The following is a 19,344-nucleotide window of genomic DNA, read 5'->3' on the forward strand; positions in this document are numbered from 1 at the left end:
GCGCGGGGGGGGGGGGCGGCGGGCCCCCCCCCCCCCCCCCCGGCGGTTCACTCGAACCGGATCGACTCCGCGCGGGGGTACTTCCGGCCGGGCAACGGCACCGGCGATCCCGTGAACGACACCGGTGTGCCGGTGGGCAGCATGGCGAGGCCGGTGGGCAGGTCGTCGCGGGAGGCGTACCACGAGCTGCCGCGGCTGTCGGTGATGAACCCGTGCGGTTGCCCCGGCTTCCAGCCGGTCACGGTGCCGCGACGGCGGCCGCGCGGCGCGCCGGCGGGCGAGGCCACGACCTCGGTGGACCGCACGAACGGGCCGTTCAACGGGTAGCCGAGGCGGTCGGCGGGCGCGAACAGGTCGTCGAACGCGGGCGTCGAGGTCGCCGCGGCCCTCAGCGGCGCCGCCGTGCGCGGCGTCCAGGCCGGTTGCAGCTCCGGGGCCGACCGGTCGTCCACGACCGGCACCATCACCCCGATGCCGCGACCGGTCAGCCGGGTGGCCAGCGGGGTGAAGTCGGCGTCACCGGTGATCAGCACGACCCAGTCCAACGGCGCGGTGGTCGCGAGCTCCCACGCCTCGAGTGCGAAGTGGACGTCGACGCCCTTCTCCTTGCCGCCGTGCAGGGGCAGGTCGTGCCGCGTGACCCCGGCGGCGGCCAAGGCCGCGTCGAACGCCGCCGCGGGGGTCTCGATGCGACCGCGCACGTAGTGCGCCTCGTGGATCACGCAGTCGTCGAGTGCGGTGCCCGTGCGGGTGTGGAGGTGCCAGCGCACCGCGTCGTGCAACCCGGCCAGCGAGATCCGCGCCCGACGCGGATGGGCGGTGGCGTAGAAATCGCTCAGGTAAGCGAACCACGTCCCGTCGTAGAACACCCCGATGCGCACGATCTCCCCTGCTGGTTTGGGCCGTCCCCCGAAGGGATACACCATGGCCGTGACCACACCGGAACCCGACCCCGCCACCGCGGGGGAGCCGGACTTCGCCGACGAGCACTCGCGCCCGACCTACGCCGACGAGCAGTCGGGCTCCGCCAACACCACACCGGACGAGTCGACGCCCGAGGGCACCGCCGGCGCCGGTGGGATGGACCCGGACTAACCGCCGACCGCCACAGCCCGCCGCGGCGTCGAGCACGCCGCCTCGCCGCTGCGCGAGCGTTCTGACGTCGGCAACACGAACGCCGGTGCCGTGGGTCGACACCGGTCCACCACACCTGCCCGCCGCGCGTCCGGCGTGCGAACGCATCCGGCCACCACGCGTCCCCGGCCCGCCATCGCCCCTTCCCGGTCACCCCGCTGTCGGCCCTGCCGCCGCCCGCCCCGAACCTCACAGGTGTGGCGGACCGGTGGAGTGGGCACTCGGACGGGCGGTACCCGACTCCCGAGGAGGCCTTGGTGTCCCCCAGCCGATTACTGGCCCTGCTGATCGTCCTGCTCCTCACCCCGACCAGCCTCGCCGCCGCCACCCCCGCCGTCCCCACCGCCGCCGAGGTGTCCACGATCCGGTACAACCCCGGCGACACGTCCCCCGAGCACGGACCGAACTCGTTCGTCATCACCGTCGGCGACTGCGCGCCGTTGCGGCACATCGACTACAAGTGGGGCTCCACCTACGGCAAGATCACCGCGCCCTGCGACGAACCGAAGACCGTCTCCCTCGCCCCGCTGGGAGCGAACGAGCACCCCCTCCAGTGGCGCACCTGCTCGACCACCCTGTGGCGCTACCCACCGCGCCTGCACACCGTCTGCGGTGACTACCACTACGACGTGGTCCTCACCGACTGACCACGTCGTACCGCACCACCCGCGCCATCCCGCCGTCCACCGGGATGGCGCGGTCACGGCGGCGTGGGCGCGTGGTCGGTCGGCAGGGACGCCAGGCGGCGGCGGTGGAAGCGGGCGATGGCGGCGATGCCCGTCAGCGACACGGCGGCGCTCGTCACCAGGGCGATCACCGTGCCGCGGCCGGCTCCCTGGGTCTCGTCCAGCAGCACCATCCCGATCCACGCCGCGACGATCGGGTTCACCACGGTCTGACCGGCCACCACGAGGTCCGCCGGGCCGCTCGCGTACCCCAGCTGGATCAGCGCCGCGCCGACCAGGAAAGCCACCGCCAACCCGGCGAACGACACCCAGTGCAACCGCGGCAGCGCGGTCGTCACGTCCCGCACCAGCACGGCGACCAGCCCGTACGCCGCACCCGCCCCGGCGGCCAGCGCGAGGGCACGTGCCGTCCCGCTCCGGAACGCGCCGATGACGACGAACACGCACACCAAGGCGGCGACCACCTGACCCGCCCGCAGCGCCGTCGCCGGCGGCACGTCCGTCGTCACGGCGGACCGCGCGGCGATCGCGACGAACGTGGCCACCCCGCCCGTCGCCGCCATCACGGCCACCGCGAACCCCCGCGTCACGTGCCGGACGCCGATCGCCGCGATGATCGGCAACGACATGACGGCGAGCGGCGCGACGACCGTCACCGGCGCCATCGCCAGGGCCAGGATCTGCAGCACCGCGGCGACGAACAGCACCGCGAACCCGAGCAGCCACCGCCGGTTGCCCGCCAGCCGGGTGAACCGGCGCACGGTGAGGTCGCCGACGTCCCGGACGCCCGCGTGCTGGAGCGCGGCGCCGACCGCGCTCAGCACCGCACCCGCCAGCGCGCACAGGATCGCGATCCCCACCTCACCAGAGTAGGTGCCGCCCCGGTCACGCGGGGTGACGTGATGTCCACGAACGGTCGCTATCCGGCGCGCTCCCGCGGCCGTTACCGTCGCGATCCTGGAGGGGAGCGCACCATGACCTTCGCGCGTCGAGCGGGTGCGGCCGTGCTGGCGGCCGGACTCGCGTTCACCACGGCCGGGCCGGTCTCCGGCGACACCGCCGGGCCCGCCCTCGCCGCGGAACGGCTGGACCGGGGCGCGGCGACGCGCCCGGACACCGTCACCGGGTGGCACGTCGACACCGCGACCGAGGCCGTGGTGGTCTCGGTGCACGGCGACGCGACCGGCGTCGCCGAGTGGGCACGCGGGCTCGGCGCCGGCGCGGTCACCGTCGAGCACGTCGCCGAAGCGCCCCGCCCGGTGTGGGATCTCATTGGCGGGCAAGCGATCTACAGCAGCAGCACCCGGTGCACGTTGGGCTTCAACGCCCGCTCGGGCACCACCCGCTACGTCCTCTCCGCCGGCCACTGCGTCGGCACGGGCAGCGAGTGGCACGGCGTCGGCGGCTACATCGGCCCGAGCGCCGGCTCCTCGTTCCCGACCAACGACTACGGGCTGATCCGGGTGGCGTCGACCGCCGCGGTGTCCACGCCGCTGGTCGACCGGCACAGCAGCGGCCCGGACGTCACGGTCAGCGGCTTCGCGACCCCGCCGGTCGGCTCGTCGGTCTGCTACTCCAGCCCGGTCTCGGGGTGGCGGTGCGGCAGCGTCACCGGGATCAACCACACGGTCTGCTACCCGCAGGGCTGCGTCGGCCAGCTCATCCGCGCGAACGCGTGCCCCGAGCCCGGCGCGTCCGGCGCACCCGTCGTCACCAACCCCGGTGCGGGCACGGTGGTCCGCGCGGTCGGCCTGGTCTCGGGCGGGTCCGGCAACTGCTCGACCGGCGGGACGACGTGGATCCAGCCGATCGCCGAGCCGCTGTCGGCGTACGGGCTCGCCCTCGTGACCGGCTGAGCACCCGCCACGACCGGCACGCGTCGACCAACTGTCAAGAACGACCCACGATCGTCGGTGTCCGGCCGGCCACCGCGTCCCCTAGCGTGCGCGACGCCATGCCGACGTCCACGTCTGGGGGTTCCCGATGAGAGTCCGCCGTCTGCTGGTCCTCGCCGGCGCGCTGGTGCTGCTCGCACCCGCGCCGGCCCTCGCCGCCGACCCACCGGCCCTCGCCGCCGACCCACCGGGCACCGGGCAGCCGGGCGAGTACCGCCCGGTCCGCGGCCCGTCGGCGCCCGCCGAGCACCGGTTCCTCCAGAAAGCCGTCCGCGGCGACACCATCCCGCGGCACGCGCACGACCTCGCCGCCGCCCAGGCCGACCGGATCCCGGCCGCCGGCGCGCCGTGGCGGTCGATCGGTCCGACGAACATCGGCGGCCGGATCGTGAGCCTCGCGCTGGACCCGCGCCGGGCCGACACCGTCTACGCCGCCGCCGCGAGCGGTGGGCTGTGGCGGTCCACCGACGCCGGGCGCACGTTCGCCCCCGCGTGGCCGGACAACGCCACCCAGGCCATGGGCGCGGTCGCGGCGGCCGGTGACGGCACGCTGTACGTCGGCACCGGCGAGCCCAACCCGGGCGGCGGCAGCGTGACCTACGAGGGCACCGGCGTCTACCGCTCCACCGACGGCGGCACGTCGTGGCGCAACGTCGGCCTGCGCGACTCCGGCGCCGTCGGCGGCATCGCGATCGACCCCACCGACCCCGACCGCCTGTTCGTCGCCGCCAACGGCTCCCTCTACAGCGCGGGCGGCGACCGGGGCGTGTACCTCTCCGCCGACGGCGGCGGCAGCTGGCGGCGCGTGCTCGACGTGCCGAACGAGTTCACCGGCGCGGTCGACGTGCAGATCGACCCGACCGACCCCAAGCGCGTGTACGCGGTGCTGTGGGACCACCGCCGGACCCCCGTGAAGCGGATCTACGGCGGCGTGGGCTCGGGCGTCTACCGCTCCACCGACGGCGGCCTGACCTGGCAGCGGCTCGCGGGCGGGCTGCCGGCGGCCGGTCCCGACGTCGGCCGCATCGGCATCGGCGTCTCGCCGTCCGAACCGGGCAGGCTGTACGCCATCGTCAACAGCACCGCGGGACCCTTCGCCGGCTTCTACACCTCCTCCGACGCCGGTGACAGCTGGACGCGGCAGCCCGAGCCGGACGTGCTCAAGACCTCGCAGTCGACCTTCGGCTGGTGGTTCGGCAAGGTCTGGGTCGACCCGGACGACTCGCGGCACGTGCACGTCGCCGGCGTCCCGCTGCTGACCTCCAAGGACGGCGGCGCGACCTGGACCGCCGACGACGCGTCGATCCACGTCGACCACCACGCCATGGTCTGGGACCCCCGCCACCCGGCCCGGGTCTACCTCGGCAACGACGGCGGCGTGTACCGGTCGGACGCCGACGGCGACGGCGGCTGGGTCAAGGCCGAGCACGAGCCGTGGACCCAGTTCTACAGCGTGGCGATCAGCCCGCAGGACGTCACGCGCGTGTCCGGCGGCACCCAGGACAACGGCTCGCTGCGGTCGTGGGGCGGGCCGGCGTTCAACGAGTACCTCGGCGGCGACGGCGAGGAGAACATCATCAACCCGCGCGACAAGGAGAACGTCTTCGCCTGCTACCAGTACGGCAACTGCTTCCGGTCCACCGACGGCGGCACGACGATGGCGTTCTTCACCCCGGCCACGACCGCGGACCGCCGCAACTGGTTCACCCCGGTGCAGTTCGACCCGTCGGACCCGGAAGTCCTGTACTACGGCGGCAACCGGCTCAACCGGTCGGCCGACAACGGGGTGACCTGGACGCCGATCAGCCCGGACCTGACCGGCGGGCCGGGCCAGGACACCTACCCCTACGGCACCATCACCACCGTCGCCGCCGCGCCGTCCGACCCGCGCACGATCTGGGTCGGCACCGACGACGGCCGGGTGTGGCTCACCCGCGACCTGGGCGCCACCTGGGCGAACGTGCTCGACGGCCAACCGTGGGTCACCCGGATCGCGGTGTCCGAGCGCGACCCCGCCACGGCGTACGTGACGCTGTCCGGCTACCGGTCGGGCTCCGCGCAGCCGCACGTGCTGGCGACCCGGTCGGCGGGCGCCCGGTGGACCGACGTCTCGGGCAACCTGCCGTCGGCGCCGGTGAACGACGTCGTGCTCGGCCGCGCCGGACAGCTGTACGTGGCCACGGACCAGGGCGTGTTCGTCGGCAACGCGCTCGCGCCAGGCCACTGGCTCAGGCTGGGCCACGGCCTGCCGAGGGTCGCGGTCGACGACATCGAGTACGACGGCCGCAACCACCGGCTCGTGGCGGCCACCTTCGGCCGTGGGCTCTACGAGACCACCGTGCCCTGATCACCCGCGAGGCCGGACACCGCCGGGTCGACGTGACGCGGCGGTGTCCGACCGGCGGATCACGGGCTGACGCAGGTCAGGTCGAGCGGCGGGTTGGCGTTCGGGCCGTTGGCCACGTAGCCGAACGTGGTCGACGCCCCGCTGCCCAGCGAGCCGTTGTACGGCGCGTTGCGCACCGACACGGCTCCGCTGGTCCCGGTGTTCACACCGCCCCAGAGGTTGTTGACGGTGTGGCCGGACGGGAGGGTCAGGCGGACCGTCCAGCCGTTGAGCGACGCGGTGGAGGTGTTGGCCACCTTCACCTCGGCCTGGTAGCCGCCGCCCCACGAGTTGACCACGCGGTGGGTCGCGGCGCACGCCCCGCCACCGGGCTGGCTCGTGGTGGTCGTCGTGGTTGTGGTGGTGGTCGTCGTGCTCGTCTGGCTGGTGGTCGTCGTGGTCGTGGTGGGGTCGTCGATGCTGCCCGGGACGGACAACAGCGCGTTGTACCAGGCGGTGGCCATCTTCGAGTAGCCGCCGGCGTTGGGGTGCACGCCGTCGGCGAGGTCGGCGGTGGTCAGCGCGCGGTACATGTCGACCAGGTGCACCTTCTTGCCCGCGTTGACCTTGCTCTGCACCATCGAGGGGATCGTGGCGTTGAACGCGCGGACGTTCGCGTCGCCGGACGACAGCGGCACGATGGTCGCGACGAACAGGTCCGCGTTCGGCGCCAGGGTCGTGATCCGGTCGACCAGGGTGGAGAGGCGTTGGGGCGCGCCACCCGGGTTGCTGCCGTACATGTCGTTCGTGCCGATGTGCAGCAGGATGGTGCGCGGCGTGTACGTGCGCAGCCAGTTGGTGATGTTGCTGTCGATCTGGGCGATGGTCCAGCCCGAGTGGCCTTCGTGGTTGCGGTCGCCGAGGCTGGTCGGGCCGTTGGTCATCGACCCGACGAAGTCGACCGTGCGGCCGCCGGCGACGAGCTTCTGCCACAGGTCGACGCGGTAGCCGCCGGGGACGTTGAAGCCGTCGGTGATGGAGTCGCCGAGCGGCATGACCTTCACGCCGCTGTCGGCCTGCGCGGTGCCGACGGCGAGCACCGCGGCGGCCACCAGGGTCAGGGCGGCGGCCGCGCTCGCGAGCAGGTGCCTTCGTTTCATGGACCGGACCTCCGGGGAAGGTGAACTCGGTGGGTGGTGGCGTCGGCGGCGTTCGTCGGGCGACGACTCGGTCCTGCCCGTCGAGGGCGGACGACGGCGGTTCGCCGGCGCCGGAGGAAGCGGATGACCTGGCCGGTGTCGACGGGGATGGCGTGGCCGACCGCTGAACCGGCGCACGGCAACGCGTTCGCGGTTCTCATCGGGCAGTTCCTCCACAACCACGGGCAGGGGCGGAGCGCGTGAAGGCTGCCCGGCGCCCGACGTCGGTGTCCGGCTCTGAAACGTTCAGGAGTGTCCTTGGAAATGTTTCCGCTTGGCAAGGCAATCGAGACGCGGTCACGGCCGGTGGCCGCGCGTCGCGTGCGGCCGATTGCCGGCCCGCCCACGCCCGCCGCCCGCCCGCGTCGGCACGTGGTCGAACACCGGGATCGGCCTGGTGAACTGCGCGATCACCCGGCCGTCCCCAGCGCGGAACCGTTGCGGCGGACCGGCGGCGGCACGGCAGCGCGACCACGTGAGCTGAGCTGTTCGGGCTAACCGCGGGCTCTCGGCCGGGCGGCGAACTCGACGTCTCGTTTCGAAACTTTCAGCTCAATGGCCGATGGCGTGGGGCCACTTGAGCCACCAGGGCGCGATCTGCCGCGGCCGCGAGGTGATGGCGTCGCAGATCAGCGTGACCGCGTCGGCGCCGACGAGTCCGGTGTAGACGGTCGTGGTGGTGACGCCGCGGTCGCGGCCTTTCAGGGCCAGGCCGCGGAACCAGGTGTCGAACGCGGCCTTCGACGCGCGGTGGCCGCCCCAGCGAGCCGGCAGGGGCAGGCGGAGGTGCGCGGGGCACACGTTGATCAGGTGGGCCGAGCCGCCGGTCCGCAGCGCGGGCAGCAGGCCGCGGATGAGCGTCGTCGGACCGACGTAGTGGGTGTTGATCGTGTCCTGGAAGTCCCGGCAGGACGGCCGCCGCGGCGGCGTGCCCGCGGTGTGGATCACGATGTCGAGGCGGTCGTGCTCGTCGAGCAGCCGTTCGGCCAGCACGCGCATGGCGGCCGGCGTGGCCGGATCGGCCCGGTAGACCGGCACCTCGCCGATCGGCCGGTGCGCGGGGTGCGTGGCGACCAGGACCCGCGCGCCCGCCCGGGTCAGGTGACGGGTCGCGGCGTCGGTGACGCCGCTGGACGTTCCGGTGAGCAGGACCGTCTTGTCGCGCACGGCGTGCCGGAGTCGGGCGTCGTTCATGAGGAGCCTTCCGCGGGTGATCCGACCGGGCCGCGGTCGGGCACCCAGGCCAGCGCCAGTGCGCCACCGGCGACCGCGAGCAGGAAGCCGAGCAGGAACCCGCCGAGGTTGGCGCCGACCAGGCTGAGCAGTCCGGCGATGAGGGCCGCCGCGCCCGCGAAGTGCCTGCGGGCCGGGTCGAGCAGGAGGGTCGCGCCCGCGACGACGAGCACGCCGCCGAGGAGCCAGCTCGCCGGCGCGCCCGCACCCGCGAAGCGCAGCGCACCGGGCACGGCGCCGACCACGAGGACCAGTTCCAGCCCGGCCGCGGTGGTCAGCACGCCGGCGAGGAACGGGCAGGACCGCCGGAAGCGGGTGAAGCCGCCGCTCACCGGCCCTGTCCGTCCTGTGTGGACGGACAGCCCTCGTCGCCCTTGTGGTGGCTCAGGTCGAGGTCCGCGACCGTGAACGTGCCGGCGGTGACCGTGCCCGCGGTGATCCTGAGGTCGGTGAGCGTGGTCCGGCCCGCCTGGTAGCCCGGCGTGCCGCCCGCGTCCGCCACCGGCCCGAGCCGGAGTCGGCCCACGTCCAGGCCGCCGGTGATGCCGCGCACCTCCAGCACCAGGTCGGTCGTGCGCACGTGCGGGGCCCGCAGCACGGTCGTCACCCGACCCACCACCGGCAGGTCGACCGTCACCGACTGGCACAGCCCGGACAACTCGGCGGTGGGCAGCCGCGCCAGCAGGGTGGGCACCCCGGGATCGCCGGACGACGCGCCCGGCACGATGCGCAACCCGTCGGACTCCACCCGGTCCACCGTCACGGTGAAGGGGCTGCCGCTGGTGAACGACACCCCGATGACGCCCTCGGCGATACCACCGAGGACCACCGCGCCCGCCACCGCCGTCGCCACGAGCACGGCGGCCAGCCGCGGCAGGCTCGTGCGACCTGTCGGACGATCACGCAGCTCCATCGACACTCCTCGGCTCGCGCCTGTCGGGGCCGGGACACCGCGGTCCGCGGCCATGATCCGCGCCGGCCCGGGTGACCGGCCATTCCCCGGACGCGTGACCGGCGCTCACGCCGCGTGGTCACGGCTGCTCGGACCGCTCGGGACGGGCCGCGGGCACCCGTCCGGGGGGCGACCCGCGCTCGGCCTGGGCGGGGAGCGACTCCGGCCTCGGCCAGTCCGCCGGCGCACGGGCGGCGCGCACCGCGGCCGGCGTGTCCCGACCGCGGCGGTACCACCACGCCAGGACCGCCCGCAGCGGCCGGGAGACCAACCCCGCGCCCAGTTCGGCCGGCAGGCACCACCACGGACCGAGGCTGTGCCGCCGCGTGCACACCGCCGCGCACACGGTGAGCGCCGCGTCCCGCACGTCCAACGCCGGCACCCGGCGCGCGGCCAGCAGCGGCGCGCTCATCCTGGTGTCCACCAGGCCGAGGTAGACCGGCACGACCCGGATGCCGTCACCGGCCACCTCGGGCGCCAGCGCGCGCAGCCACACGTCGAACGCGGCCTTGGACGCCTGGTAGCCGCCCCACCGGGGGAACGGCGGCATCCGCGCGGCGAACGTGGACACCGACACGATCCGGCCGCGCCCGGCCGCGCGCATGGCCGGCAGCAGGTCGAGCGTCAGCCGCAGCGGGCCGAGGTAGTTGACGTCCGTGAGCCGTCGGAAGTCGTGGAAGCGCCGCCCCGACAGCTCGACCGAGCGCCGGATCGACTTGCCCGCGTTGTTGACCAGCACGTCGACCGGCCCGTGCTCGGCGAGGATCCGCTCGGCGACCTCGCGCACGGCGGTGAAGTCGGCGAGGTCGACGGGGTAGGCGTGGGCCCGCCCGCCGTTCGCCCGGACCTGCTCCACCAGCTCGTCCAGCAGGTGCGCCGACCGGGCCAGCACGAGCACGGTCGCGCCCGCGTCGGCCAGCAGCCGCGCGGTCTGCCTGCCGACGCCGTGAGAGGCGCCGGTGACGGCCACGACCCGGTCCCGCACCGCCCGGCGCAACCGGGCCGGGCGCACCCGCGACCGGGAGAAGAGCAGCCGCCCGACCACCCGGCTCATGCGAACCGCAGCGCGTGGTGGTCGGCCGTGCGGGGCAGCGGGCGGTCCGGCGTCAACCGGACGCCGCCGACCTGCCGCAAGCCCTGGTCGAGCAGCGCCGAGAGCAGGGTGGCGCTGGTGAAGAGCACCAGGTGCTGCCCCGGGCACTCGGCCGGACCCCGGCTGAACGGCGCGAGCGACCAGTCCTCCGCCGCCCGGCCGTCCAGCCACACCTCCGGCTCGAACCGGTCGGCGTAGGGCAGGCGGCCGCCGTCGCGGTGGAAGTAGGAGCTGTAGTAGACGACCGCGGTCCCCTCCGGCACGGTGCTGCCGTCCGACCAGGTCGTGCGCCGGGTGGTGTCGCGCAGGATGGCCAGGGTCGTCGGCCACAGCCGCAACGACTCCCGCACGCACGCGCGCAGGTAGTCGTGGTCGGTTCGCGTCCGGTCCGGGTGGCCCACCAGCAGGCCCAGCGCCAGGAAGGTGGCGATCGGGGCGGCGTCGAAGGCGAACAGCCAGTGCTGGGCCTGCGCCTGGGGCAGGGTCCGCGCGGTCCGGGGCGCTTCGGCCACGCACGAGGCCAGCCCGCCGGACCCCTCGTCGAGGTAGCCGAGCACCCGGTCCCACAACCGCTCGCGCAACGCCTCGCGCCGCGGCCGCAGCCGGAACCAGTTGGCGTCGCCGCGCAGGGTGTCGAGCAGCGCGGTGAGCTGCTCGTCGTCCTTGGCGACGTCGCCCAGGACCACCCGCCGCACGATCCGCCGGTAGGTGCGCACGAACTCGTCCCAGGTCAGGTCCGCCCCGCGGCCGGTCGTGCGGCCGATCAGGTCGGCCGCCTCGGCGCGGATGACGGCGTCGAAGGCGGGGCACAGGTGGTGGTCGGCCTTGGGGTAGTCGAGCACGGACTCGTTGAAGCGGCGGCGTTCCTCCCGGATGAGGCCGCGGGACAGCAGCACCGCGCCGGGCTCGAAGTGGCCGAGGGTGGCGACCTTGTCCCGGCTCGCGGCGGTGAGCGAGAGCGTGGTCCGCGCCAACGCCTGCCGGGCGTCCTCCGGCGACAGCAGCAGCAACACCCGGCGGTGCAACACCTTGACCAGCAACGGTCCCGTGCCGTGCTTGTCGCGCAGCCGGCGCAGCACCCGGCACGCCCAGTCGTTGGTGTCCCACCGGGCGGCCAGCCCCACCATGCGCCGCCGCCGCAGGATCGCGCCTTGGGCGAGGGTGGGCACGAGCACCAGGGCGCCGAGCGCGATCGTGTCGACGAGGGAGGCCCGTGCCGGTCGGCGCGTCGTCACGAGGACACCTTCTCCGGCCGGCGCAGACCCAGGCGCAGCCGGATCAGCTCGGTGATGTCGGCGACCGTGCCACCGGACCGGGCGAGCTCCAGCGGCGGTATCTCGACGTCGAAGCGGCGGCGGGCGGAGACCAGCAGTTCGGCGGCCATCAGCGAGTCCATGCCGTAGTGGTCGATGCGGCGGTGGTGGTCGATGGCGCCCGGGTCCATCCGCAGCACGTCGCCGAGCAGCGAGGTGACCTGCTCGGAGATGGCGGCCACCGCCTCCTCCGGCGCCATCCGGCCGAGCTTGCGGATCAGCTCCTCCTTGCGCTCTCCGGCGGCGGCGTCGGGTGGCCGGACCAGCGCGCCGAACCGCGGCCCGCGCAGGGCGGGCATCACGGTGCTGAGCATCGACCAGTCGAACCGACCGACACTGGCCACGGCGTGGTCCGCGGCCAGCAGCGCACCCAACCCGTCGAGCGCGTCCGCCGGTGCGATCGGGTCCAGCCCGATCGCGGACATCGCGGCGCCGAAGTCGTTGCGGGCGACGTAACCGGTCTCGCCGATCGCGCCCCACGCGATCGCCGTGCCCGGCAGCCCGAGGGCGCGACGTCGGCGCGCCAGGGCTTCCAGGAACAGGTTCCCCGCCACGTAGGGAGCCTGCTGGGGGTTGCCGACGAGCGCCGCGCCCGACGAGTAGAGCACGAACAGGTCCAGGTCGAGGTCCCTGGTCAGCTCGTCGAGCACGACCGCGCCACCGAGCTTGGGGCTGAGCACGGCGCGGAAGCGCTCGTCGTCCAGTTCGGTGAGCGGCGCGTCGTCGAGGTGCATCGCGGCGTGCACGACACCGCGCAGCGGTGGGTCCAGGTCGGTGATGATCCGGCGCATGGCCTCCGGGTCGGCGGCGTCGGCCGCGTGCGCCGCGGCGTGCACTCCGCGTGCCGTCAGCTCGGCGAGCAGCGCCGGCGCTTCGGGCGAGTCCGCGCCACGTCGACCGACGAGGGCGAGGTGCCGCGCGCCGCGGTCGGCCAGCCACCGCGCGGTGGCCGCGCCGAACCCGCCCAGTCCGCCGGTCACCAGGTAGGTCCCGGCGGGATCGAGGGCGGGGACCGCCGGTGTGCCCGCCACGACCACCGGTTCGGCGCCGGGGTCGAAGGAGACCACGACCTTGCCGACGTGCCAGGAGTGCTGCAGCTGCCGGAACGCCTCGCCGATCCGCCCGGCGGGGAAGACCGCGTGCGGCAGCGGGCGGAAGGCGCCGTCGTCCATGGCCTCGGCGAGCAGCCGTTCGGCGACCACCGGGTCGGTCGACAGCGCGGACAGGTCGACGCCGAAGAAGGCCAGGTTGTTGGCGAAGGGGCGCAGCGGGAGGTCGTTGTCCTCGTACATGTCGCGCTTGCCCAGCTCGACGAACCGGCCGCCGGGGCGCAGCAGCTCCAGGCCGCGGACGATCGCCGGACCGGCCAACGAGTTGAGCACGACGTCCACCCCGCGCCCGCCGGTGAGCCGGCGGACCTCGTCGGCGAAGTCGAGGGTGCGCGAGTCCAGCACGTGCGCGACACCGAGGGTGCGCAGCAGGGTCCGCTTCGCGGGGCTGCCGGCCGTGGCGATCACGGTGGCGCCGCGGGCCCGGGCGTACTGGAGGGCGGCCAGCCCGACACCGCCCGCGCCGCCGTGCACCAGCACCGTCTCGCCGGCCTCCAGCCGGGCCAGCCGGCCCAGGCCGTAGACGACGGTGCCGAACACCACCGGCATCGTCGCCGCCTCGGTGTCGGTCATCGACCCGGGCACCGGCATCAACGAGCGGGCCGGCGCGACGACCTCGGAGGCGAGCGAGCCCGGCGCCAGCCCGGCCACCCGGTCGCCGACGGCGAACCGGGTCACCCCCTCGCCGACCGCCGTGACCACGCCCGCGCACTCCAGGCCGGGCGCGTGCAGGCCGGTGAACTCGTAGCTCTCCGCCGGCAGGAACCCGGTGGCCTGCATGACGTCCCGGAAGTTCAGCGCGGCGGCCCGCACCGCGACCCGCACCTGGTCCGGCCCTGGTTCGGGGCGGTCGACCGCACGCCAGCCAAGCTCGTAGGACAAGCCGGGCGACCGCACCTCCAGCTGGTACGCGGCGGGATCGGGCACCGTGTCGGGCAGGTCGACCTCGCGGGGCGTGAACCGGCCGTGGGGAGTCAGCGCGATCTCGTCCTCCGCGCTCGGCGCCAGCAGCTCCCTGGCCAGCCGCTCGGCGGGATCGCCCGCGCGGGCGAGGGAGACGCGGCGCACCACCACGTCGGGGCACTCGTTGGCGACCACGCGCGCCACGCCCCAGACCGCCGCGTCACCGGGCGCTTCGACCTCGGTCGGGATCGCGCCACAGGGTCGGGTCACCAGCCACACGGCGCCAGCGCCGGGTCGTTCGGCGATCGACCGCAGCAGCGCCGCGCACCGCGTGGTCCGGTCCAGGAGCGGCGTTCCCGGTTCACCGAGGATCAGCACGGGGTCGGTGCCGTCCGGCGTCCACTCGGCGGCCGGCACGACCCGCGGCTCGGGGCAGCCGGCCAGGTGCAGCAGCCGTGCGGTCCGCTCGGCCAGCGGCGTTTCGGCGGCGGTCTCCACGAGCAGCGTCCGGCGCACGTCCGGATCACCCGCCGGCAACGGCGGCCGGTCGCGGTCGGTGTCCGGCGCCGTCGCCATCAGCACCGAGAAGTCCCCGCGCAGCCGCGCGGTCTCCGCGCCGGTCTGCACGACGTCGGTGAAACCGGTCCGGCGCAGCAGGTCCGGCCACCGGTCGCGGTCGAGCAGCACGGTGCGTGGCCGCAGGTCCCGGTCTTCGGCGTGCCAGAAGCTGTCGAACAGGCCGAAGACCGGTGCGAGCACGACCGGGTTGTGCGACTCGCAGGCGAGCAACCTGCCGCCGGGCGCCAGCAGGGCCGCGACGTGCGTCAGCGCCCGGGTCAGGTCCTTCGCCGTGTGCAGCGCGTTGGCGGCCAGCACGACGTCGAACGCGCCCTCGGCGAACCCCTGCTCGGCCGGCGGCCGGTCCAGGTCGAACGTGCCGCACCGGACCCACTCGTGCTCGGCGAACCGCTGTTCGGCGCGGGAGGTGAAGTACGACGACACGTCGGTGAACGTGTAGTGGGCGCGATCGGCGGGCAGCACGGGCAGCACCGCGGCGGTCAGGCCCCCGGTGCCCGCGCCGACCTCCAGCACCCGCAGCGGCCGATCCGCCGGCCACCGCCGCACCACCTGCCGCACCAACTCCTGGACCACCAGGTTGTGGAAGCGGCAGACCGGTCCGAGGTCGTAGAACTGGGCCAGCAGCCGCTGGTTCTCGTCGGTGGCCAACTGCTCCAACGGGTCCAGCTCGCCCCGCAGCACGTCGACCACGGCGCGGTTGGCGCCGAAGGCGACGATCGTCTCGACCGCGGCCGACGGCACGTCGGCCAAGACCTGGCGCACGAGCGCGTCGGAGTCCGCGACGGCACCGGACAACCGCCACCGCCCCGGCGCCACCGGCCGCACGAGACCCGCGGCTTCGGCCTGCGGCAGCTGCAGCTCCACGAGCCGGAGGTGCTTGGTCAGCAGGCCCGCGGCCACCAGGTCGCCGAGCGAGAACTCCACCGCGCCCGGCAGCACTTCCCGCACCACTTCGACGGTCCGGTGCACCGCGGCCCTCTCGTGCAGCTCGCCGGCGCGGGCCAGCCCGGCTTCGAAGGTCGCCCGCAGTTCTTCGAGCCTGGGCCGGGCGGCGGCCAGCACCTCGTCCGCGCCGGGCAGCGGGCTCGGCGGCGCCGGCTCGTCGTGGTGCGGCGCGGCGCGCAGCACGGTGTGGCCGCGCCGGATCCCGATCCGCCCCGTCCCGCCGATCCGGCGCATCCGGGCGCCCTCGACCTCGACGGTCACGGCGCCGTCGGCGTCCAGCACGGTGATGTCCCAGCAGGCCTCGCTGGAGGTGAGCATCCGTTCGCGGACGTCCACGAAGCCCTCGTCCGCCGGGGTGCGCCACACCCGCAGGGTGTCGAACGCGGCGGGCAGGAAGGCGTCCTCCGGGAGCTTCCGGGTGATCAGCGGCGCACCCGCCTGGAGGGCGCCGTCGAGCAGCACGGGGTGGAGCGCGAAGTCGTCCGCCGGGTGGTCGTGCCGGTAGGAGGCCAGCACCCGGCCGTCGCCGACGAGCACCTCGGTGAGCACCTGGAACGCGGGGCCGTAGCTGAGGCCGAGCCCGTCCAGCTCGGCGTACTGGTCGCGGCCGTCGACGCGGCGGGTCAGACCGGCGCGCAGGGCGGCGAGGTCCCGCGGCGCGGGCGCTCGGCCGATCAGCCGGCGGACCCGGCCGCGCACGTGCGCGCGGGGATCGGGATCGGCGCCGTCGGTGCTGGTGATGGTCACGGTGCCGGCGCGCGGGTCGAGCGAGACCTGCGTGTGCACGCTCGCCGCGTCGGGCCAGGGCACCACCAGGGGTCGGCTGATCTCCAGGTGCCGCACCTCGACCGGGTGACCGAGGGCCTGGTTGCCCGCCGCGAGCGCCATCTCCACGAAACCGGCCGCGGGCATCACCACGGAGCCGGCGAGCCGGTGGTCGACCAGCCACGGCACCAGCACCGGCTCCACCGGGCCGTGCCACAACGGCTGCGGCGACGGCAGGCGTTCGCCGAGCATCGGGTGGTGCACGAGGCCGTCGCCGCTGGTGCGCAGCCACTGCTCCGGCGTGCCTTCCCAGTGCCGCTGGCGTTGCCAGGGGTAGGCGGGCAGGTCGGTGACGCGGCCGGGGGTCGGGAAGTAGCGGTCGCGGTCGACCAGGCCGCCCGCGGCGAGCACGGTGGCCACGGCGGTGCGGGTGGCGGCCGGGCCGTCGGCGTCGCGGTGCAGCGTGGGCACGACCGCGGTCGGGGTCTGCGGGCGTGCGGCGGCGAGCTTGCGCAGGTAGCCGCGCAGCACGGGGTGCGGGCCGATCTCGACCAGCACGTCCACGCCGTCGGCCAGCGCGTGGGTGACGGCGTCGGCGAAGCGGACCGGCTCGCGGACGTTGCGCCACCAGTAGTCCGCGTCCAGCTCGGCGCCGTCGATCACGGCGCCGGTGACGGTGGAGAACAGGGGGATCGTCGTGGCGGCCGGGGCCAGGCCGGAGAGCGCGGCGCACAGGGGCTCGCGGACCCGGTCCATCGCGGCGGTGTGGAAGGCGTAGTCCAGGCCGAGGTCGGCGCAGGCGACGTCGTGGGCGGCGAGGTCGGCGACCAGGGCCGCGACGGCGTCGGCCGGGCCCGCGACGGTGACGTCGTTGGGCGTGTTGATCCCGGCGATCTCCGCCGCCGGGTGCAGCCGGCGCAGCTCGTCGGGGGACAGCGGCACCGCGGCCATCCGACCACCGGCGGTCGGGGCCTGGGCCCGGCTGCGCTCGGCGATCACCCAGGCGGCCTGGTCCAGCGGCAGCGCGCCGGCGGCCCAGGCGGCGGCCACCTCGCCGACGCTGTGGCCGAGCACGGCCGTGGGCACGATGCCGTTGGCGCGCAGGACCTCCGTGACGCCGACCTGGACGGCGAACAGCAGCGGCTGGGCGATCTCGGTGGCGGCCAGCTCGGCCGCGGTGACCGTCGTGAGGCGGTCCAGCACGGACCAGCCGAGGTACGCGGTGAGCGCGGTGTCCACCTGCTCCACGGCGACCCGGAAGTCCTTGTCGGACAACAGGTCCGCGCCCATGCCGGCCCACTGCGAGGCGTTGCCGGAGTAGGCGAACCCGAGTCGGCCCTCGCCGACGGCCTCGACCGGCGTCGCGTCGGGCAGCAGGCGGGCGGCCTCCGCGGGACCGGTGGCGAGCACCGCCCGGCGGTACCGGTGGTGGCCGCGGCGCACGCACGTCGTGTAGGCGAGGTCGTAGAAGTCCTCGGTGCGGCCGAGGTGGTCGACGAGGTCCGCGGTGGCCTGCTCCAGCGCCTCGGGTGAGCTCGCCGACACCAGCACCGGACGTGGCTGGTCGCCCTGCGGCTCGACCGGTTCCGGCGCGGGCGGCGAGGCCAGCACGACGTGGGCGTTGGCGCCGCCGAAGCCGAAGGAGTTGACGCCGGCCACGATCCGGTCGTCGCCGGGGATGGGGCGCGGCGCGGTGGCCACCGCCAGGCCGAGGCCGGTGAAGTCGATGTCCGGGTTGGGCGGGTCGGCGTGCAGCGACGGCGGGATCAGCCGGTGCCGCAGCACCAGCACGGCCTTGAGCAGGCCGACGATGCCGGAGGCCGGTTCGAGGTGGCCCACGTTGCTCTTGACCGAACCGATCGGCAGCGGGCCGGCGGTGCGGCGACGTCCCAGCGCCCGGCCGATCGCGGTGCACTCGATCGGGTCACCCACGGGCGTGCCGGTGCCGTGCGCCTCGAAGTAGGCGATCTCGTCCGGGTGCACGCGGGCCCTGGCGTACACCGCGCGGAGCAACTCCTCCTGGGTCTCGGCGTTGGGCAGGGACAGGCCCATGGTGCGGCCGTCGCTGTTGCTGCCGTTGGCCAGCACCACGGCGTGGATCCGGTCGCCGTCGGCCCGGGCGTCCGCGAGCCGCTTGAGCACGACCAGCCCGCCGCCCTCGGCGCGCACGAACCCGTCGGCGTCGGCGGAGAACGCCGAGCAGCGGCCCTTCCTCGACAGCATCGACGCCTGCGAGAACCCGATGTAGTGGTAGGGGCTGACCAACGCGTTCACCCCGCCGCACAGGGCCGTGCGGCTCGTGCCGTCCAGGACCGCCCGGCACGCCTGGTCGAACGCCACCAGCGACGAGGAGCAGGCGGTGTCCACGGCCATGCTCGGTCCGCGCAGGTCCAGGCAGTGGGAGATGCGGTTGGCGGCGATCGAGGACGCGGCGCCGGACATGGTGTAGGCGTTGATCCCGCGCGCGTCCATCATCTGCAGGCCGCCGTAGGCGTTGTCGGAGATGCCGACGAACACCGCCGTGTCGCTGCCCGCCAGGGCCTCGCGCGCGATCGCGGCGTCGTCCAGCGCCTCGGCCGCCAGTTCCAGCAGCAACCGGTGCTGCGGGTCCATCTGCCCGGCCTCCTTCGGCGAGATGCCGAAGTGCGCCGCGTCGAACCCCGCGAGGTCGTCGAGGTACCCGCCCGCCGTGGTGTAGCCCTTGCCGGGGCGCGGCAGGTCGCGGTCGGTGAACCGGCCGAGGTCGAACCGGTCCGCCGGCGCCTCGCCCACCAGGTCCCGGCCGTCGACCAGCGCCTGCCACAGCCCGGCGAGGTCGTCGATCCCGCCGGGCAGCCGACAGGCCGCACCCACGATGGCGACGGAATGGTCCTCGTGATCGTTCGCAGTGTGCACGCCTCACCCCTCGCCGCCGCCGGCCCGGTCCGCCACCAGCCTTGCCGGCCGCGACACGGCCCCGCCAACGCAGACCGCCAGGTTCACCCGGACCGGTGGCCGCCCCCCGACGGTGCGGCCACCGGACCGTCCACGTCGGACTCGTGGGGCCAGGCATCCGATGCGGCCGATCCCGGCACACCCGACCGGGGGCCTCCGATGGTGTGGATCAGGTCCGACCGCACCGGCCGGCGGAGATCTCGGCGAACCGGTGAGCGGCCGGACACCCCGTTCCGCCGAGCGGTCGCCTCGTCGGCCGGTCCGCGGACCTGCGGACC

General features: G+C 74.8%; 13 protein-coding genes. 4 read left to right on the forward strand and 9 right to left on the reverse strand.

Features of this window, described 5'->3' with window-relative positions:
* Nucleotides 1–47: 47 nt before the first annotated feature.
* The gene (locus ABTZ99_RS22825; protein WP_498781785.1) at nucleotides 48–881 is read right to left on the reverse strand and encodes an NYN domain-containing protein; all 834 of its coding nucleotides are present in this window, start codon (nucleotides 879–881) and stop codon (nucleotides 48–50) included.
* A gap of 49 nt (nucleotides 882–930) precedes the next feature.
* On the opposite strand from ABTZ99_RS22825, the gene ABTZ99_RS22830 reads away from it, so the two are divergent.
* Together ABTZ99_RS22830 and ABTZ99_RS22835 are read left to right on the forward strand one after the other, a co-directional pair.
* Entirely contained in the window at nucleotides 931–1,095 is a 165-nt protein-coding gene (locus ABTZ99_RS22830) for a hypothetical protein (protein WP_498781786.1), read from the forward strand.
* A 296-nt stretch (nucleotides 1,096–1,391) separates the two neighbouring features.
* Nucleotides 1,392–1,781 carry a hypothetical protein gene (locus ABTZ99_RS22835; RefSeq protein WP_499613704.1) on the forward strand — a complete coding sequence of 130 codons (390 nt, stop codon included), beginning with the start codon at nucleotides 1,392–1,394 and terminating at the stop codon, nucleotides 1,779–1,781.
* 53 nt (nucleotides 1,782–1,834) lie between these two features.
* On the opposite strand, the gene ABTZ99_RS22840 is transcribed toward ABTZ99_RS22835, so the two are convergent.
* The gene (locus tag ABTZ99_RS22840; protein WP_498781788.1) at nucleotides 1,835–2,680 is read right to left on the reverse strand and encodes a DMT family transporter; all 846 of its coding nucleotides are present in this window, start codon (nucleotides 2,678–2,680) and stop codon (nucleotides 1,835–1,837) included.
* A gap of 114 nt (nucleotides 2,681–2,794) precedes the next feature.
* On the opposite strand from ABTZ99_RS22840, the gene ABTZ99_RS22845 reads away from it, so the two are divergent.
* Both ABTZ99_RS22845 and ABTZ99_RS22850 read left to right on the forward strand, forming a co-directional pair.
* Nucleotides 2,795–3,676, forward strand: coding sequence for a S1 family peptidase (locus ABTZ99_RS22845; protein ID WP_499613706.1), 882 nt, complete (start codon nucleotides 2,795–2,797; stop codon nucleotides 3,674–3,676).
* A 127-nt stretch (nucleotides 3,677–3,803) separates the two neighbouring features.
* Nucleotides 3,804–6,062, forward strand: a complete 2,259-nt coding sequence (locus tag ABTZ99_RS22850; RefSeq protein WP_499613709.1) for a WD40/YVTN/BNR-like repeat-containing protein — start codon at nucleotides 3,804–3,806, stop codon at nucleotides 6,060–6,062.
* Nucleotides 6,063–6,121: 59 nt separating this feature from the next.
* Here ABTZ99_RS22850 and ABTZ99_RS22855 read toward each other — a convergent pair whose 3' ends face one another.
* The 7 genes from ABTZ99_RS22855 to ABTZ99_RS22885 form a co-directional block, all read right to left on the reverse strand.
* Nucleotides 6,122–7,201: a cellulose binding domain-containing protein gene (locus ABTZ99_RS22855; RefSeq protein WP_499613712.1), complete on the reverse strand. Its 1,080-nt coding sequence runs from the start codon at nucleotides 7,199–7,201 to the stop codon at nucleotides 6,122–6,124.
* Between the two features lie 591 nt (nucleotides 7,202–7,792).
* The gene (locus ABTZ99_RS22860) at nucleotides 7,793–8,434 is read right to left on the reverse strand and encodes an SDR family NAD(P)-dependent oxidoreductase (RefSeq protein ID WP_498781792.1); all 642 of its coding nucleotides are present in this window, start codon (nucleotides 8,432–8,434) and stop codon (nucleotides 7,793–7,795) included.
* Nucleotides 8,431–8,805 carry a DUF6114 domain-containing protein gene (locus tag ABTZ99_RS22865; RefSeq protein ID WP_498781794.1) on the reverse strand — a complete coding sequence of 125 codons (375 nt, stop codon included), beginning with the start codon at nucleotides 8,803–8,805 and terminating at the stop codon, nucleotides 8,431–8,433. Before ABTZ99_RS22865 ends, ABTZ99_RS22860 begins: the two co-directional genes overlap by 4 nt.
* Nucleotides 8,802–9,386, reverse strand: a complete 585-nt coding sequence (locus ABTZ99_RS22870; protein ID WP_499613716.1) for a DUF6230 family protein — start codon at nucleotides 9,384–9,386, stop codon at nucleotides 8,802–8,804. The genes ABTZ99_RS22865 and ABTZ99_RS22870 overlap by 4 nt, the downstream gene beginning before the upstream one ends.
* Nucleotides 9,387–9,504: 118 nt before the next feature.
* Nucleotides 9,505–10,479: an SDR family NAD(P)-dependent oxidoreductase gene (locus ABTZ99_RS22875; RefSeq protein WP_498781797.1), complete on the reverse strand. Its 975-nt coding sequence runs from the start codon at nucleotides 10,477–10,479 to the stop codon at nucleotides 9,505–9,507.
* On the reverse strand, nucleotides 10,476–11,753 hold the full coding sequence (locus tag ABTZ99_RS22880) for a cytochrome P450 (RefSeq protein WP_499613720.1): 1,278 nt from the start codon (nucleotides 11,751–11,753) through the stop codon (nucleotides 10,476–10,478). The genes ABTZ99_RS22875 and ABTZ99_RS22880 overlap by 4 nt, the downstream gene beginning before the upstream one ends.
* A complete protein-coding gene (locus ABTZ99_RS22885) occupies nucleotides 11,750–18,985 on the reverse strand; it encodes an SDR family NAD(P)-dependent oxidoreductase (protein ID WP_499613723.1) in 7,236 nt (2,411 codons plus the stop codon). The genes ABTZ99_RS22880 and ABTZ99_RS22885 overlap by 4 nt, the downstream gene beginning before the upstream one ends.
* Nucleotides 18,986–19,344: the final 359 nt, after the last annotated feature.

This window comes from Actinosynnema sp. NPDC002837, assembly GCF_040295345.1.
In the GTDB taxonomy this organism is placed as follows: Bacteria; Actinomycetota; Actinomycetes; order Mycobacteriales; family Pseudonocardiaceae; genus Actinosynnema.

Excerpts from the sequence above, each read along its gene's own strand:
- ABTZ99_RS22860 (WP_498781792.1), bottom strand. The coding sequence starts at position 8,434 with ATGAACGACGCCCGACTCCGGCACGCCGTGCGCGACAAGACGGTCCTG.
- ABTZ99_RS22855 (WP_499613712.1), bottom strand. The coding sequence starts at position 7,201 with ATGAAACGAAGGCACCTGCTCGCGAGCGCGGCCGCCGCCCTGACCCTG.
- ABTZ99_RS22845 (WP_499613706.1), top strand. The coding sequence starts at position 2,795 with ATGACCTTCGCGCGTCGAGCGGGTGCGGCCGTGCTGGCGGCCGGACTC.
- ABTZ99_RS22870 (WP_499613716.1), bottom strand. The coding sequence starts at position 9,386 with ATGGAGCTGCGTGATCGTCCGACAGGTCGCACGAGCCTGCCGCGGCTG.
- ABTZ99_RS22850 (WP_499613709.1), top strand. The coding sequence starts at position 3,804 with ATGAGAGTCCGCCGTCTGCTGGTCCTCGCCGGCGCGCTGGTGCTGCTC.
- ABTZ99_RS22875 (WP_498781797.1), bottom strand. The coding sequence starts at position 10,479 with ATGAGCCGGGTGGTCGGGCGGCTGCTCTTCTCCCGGTCGCGGGTGCGC.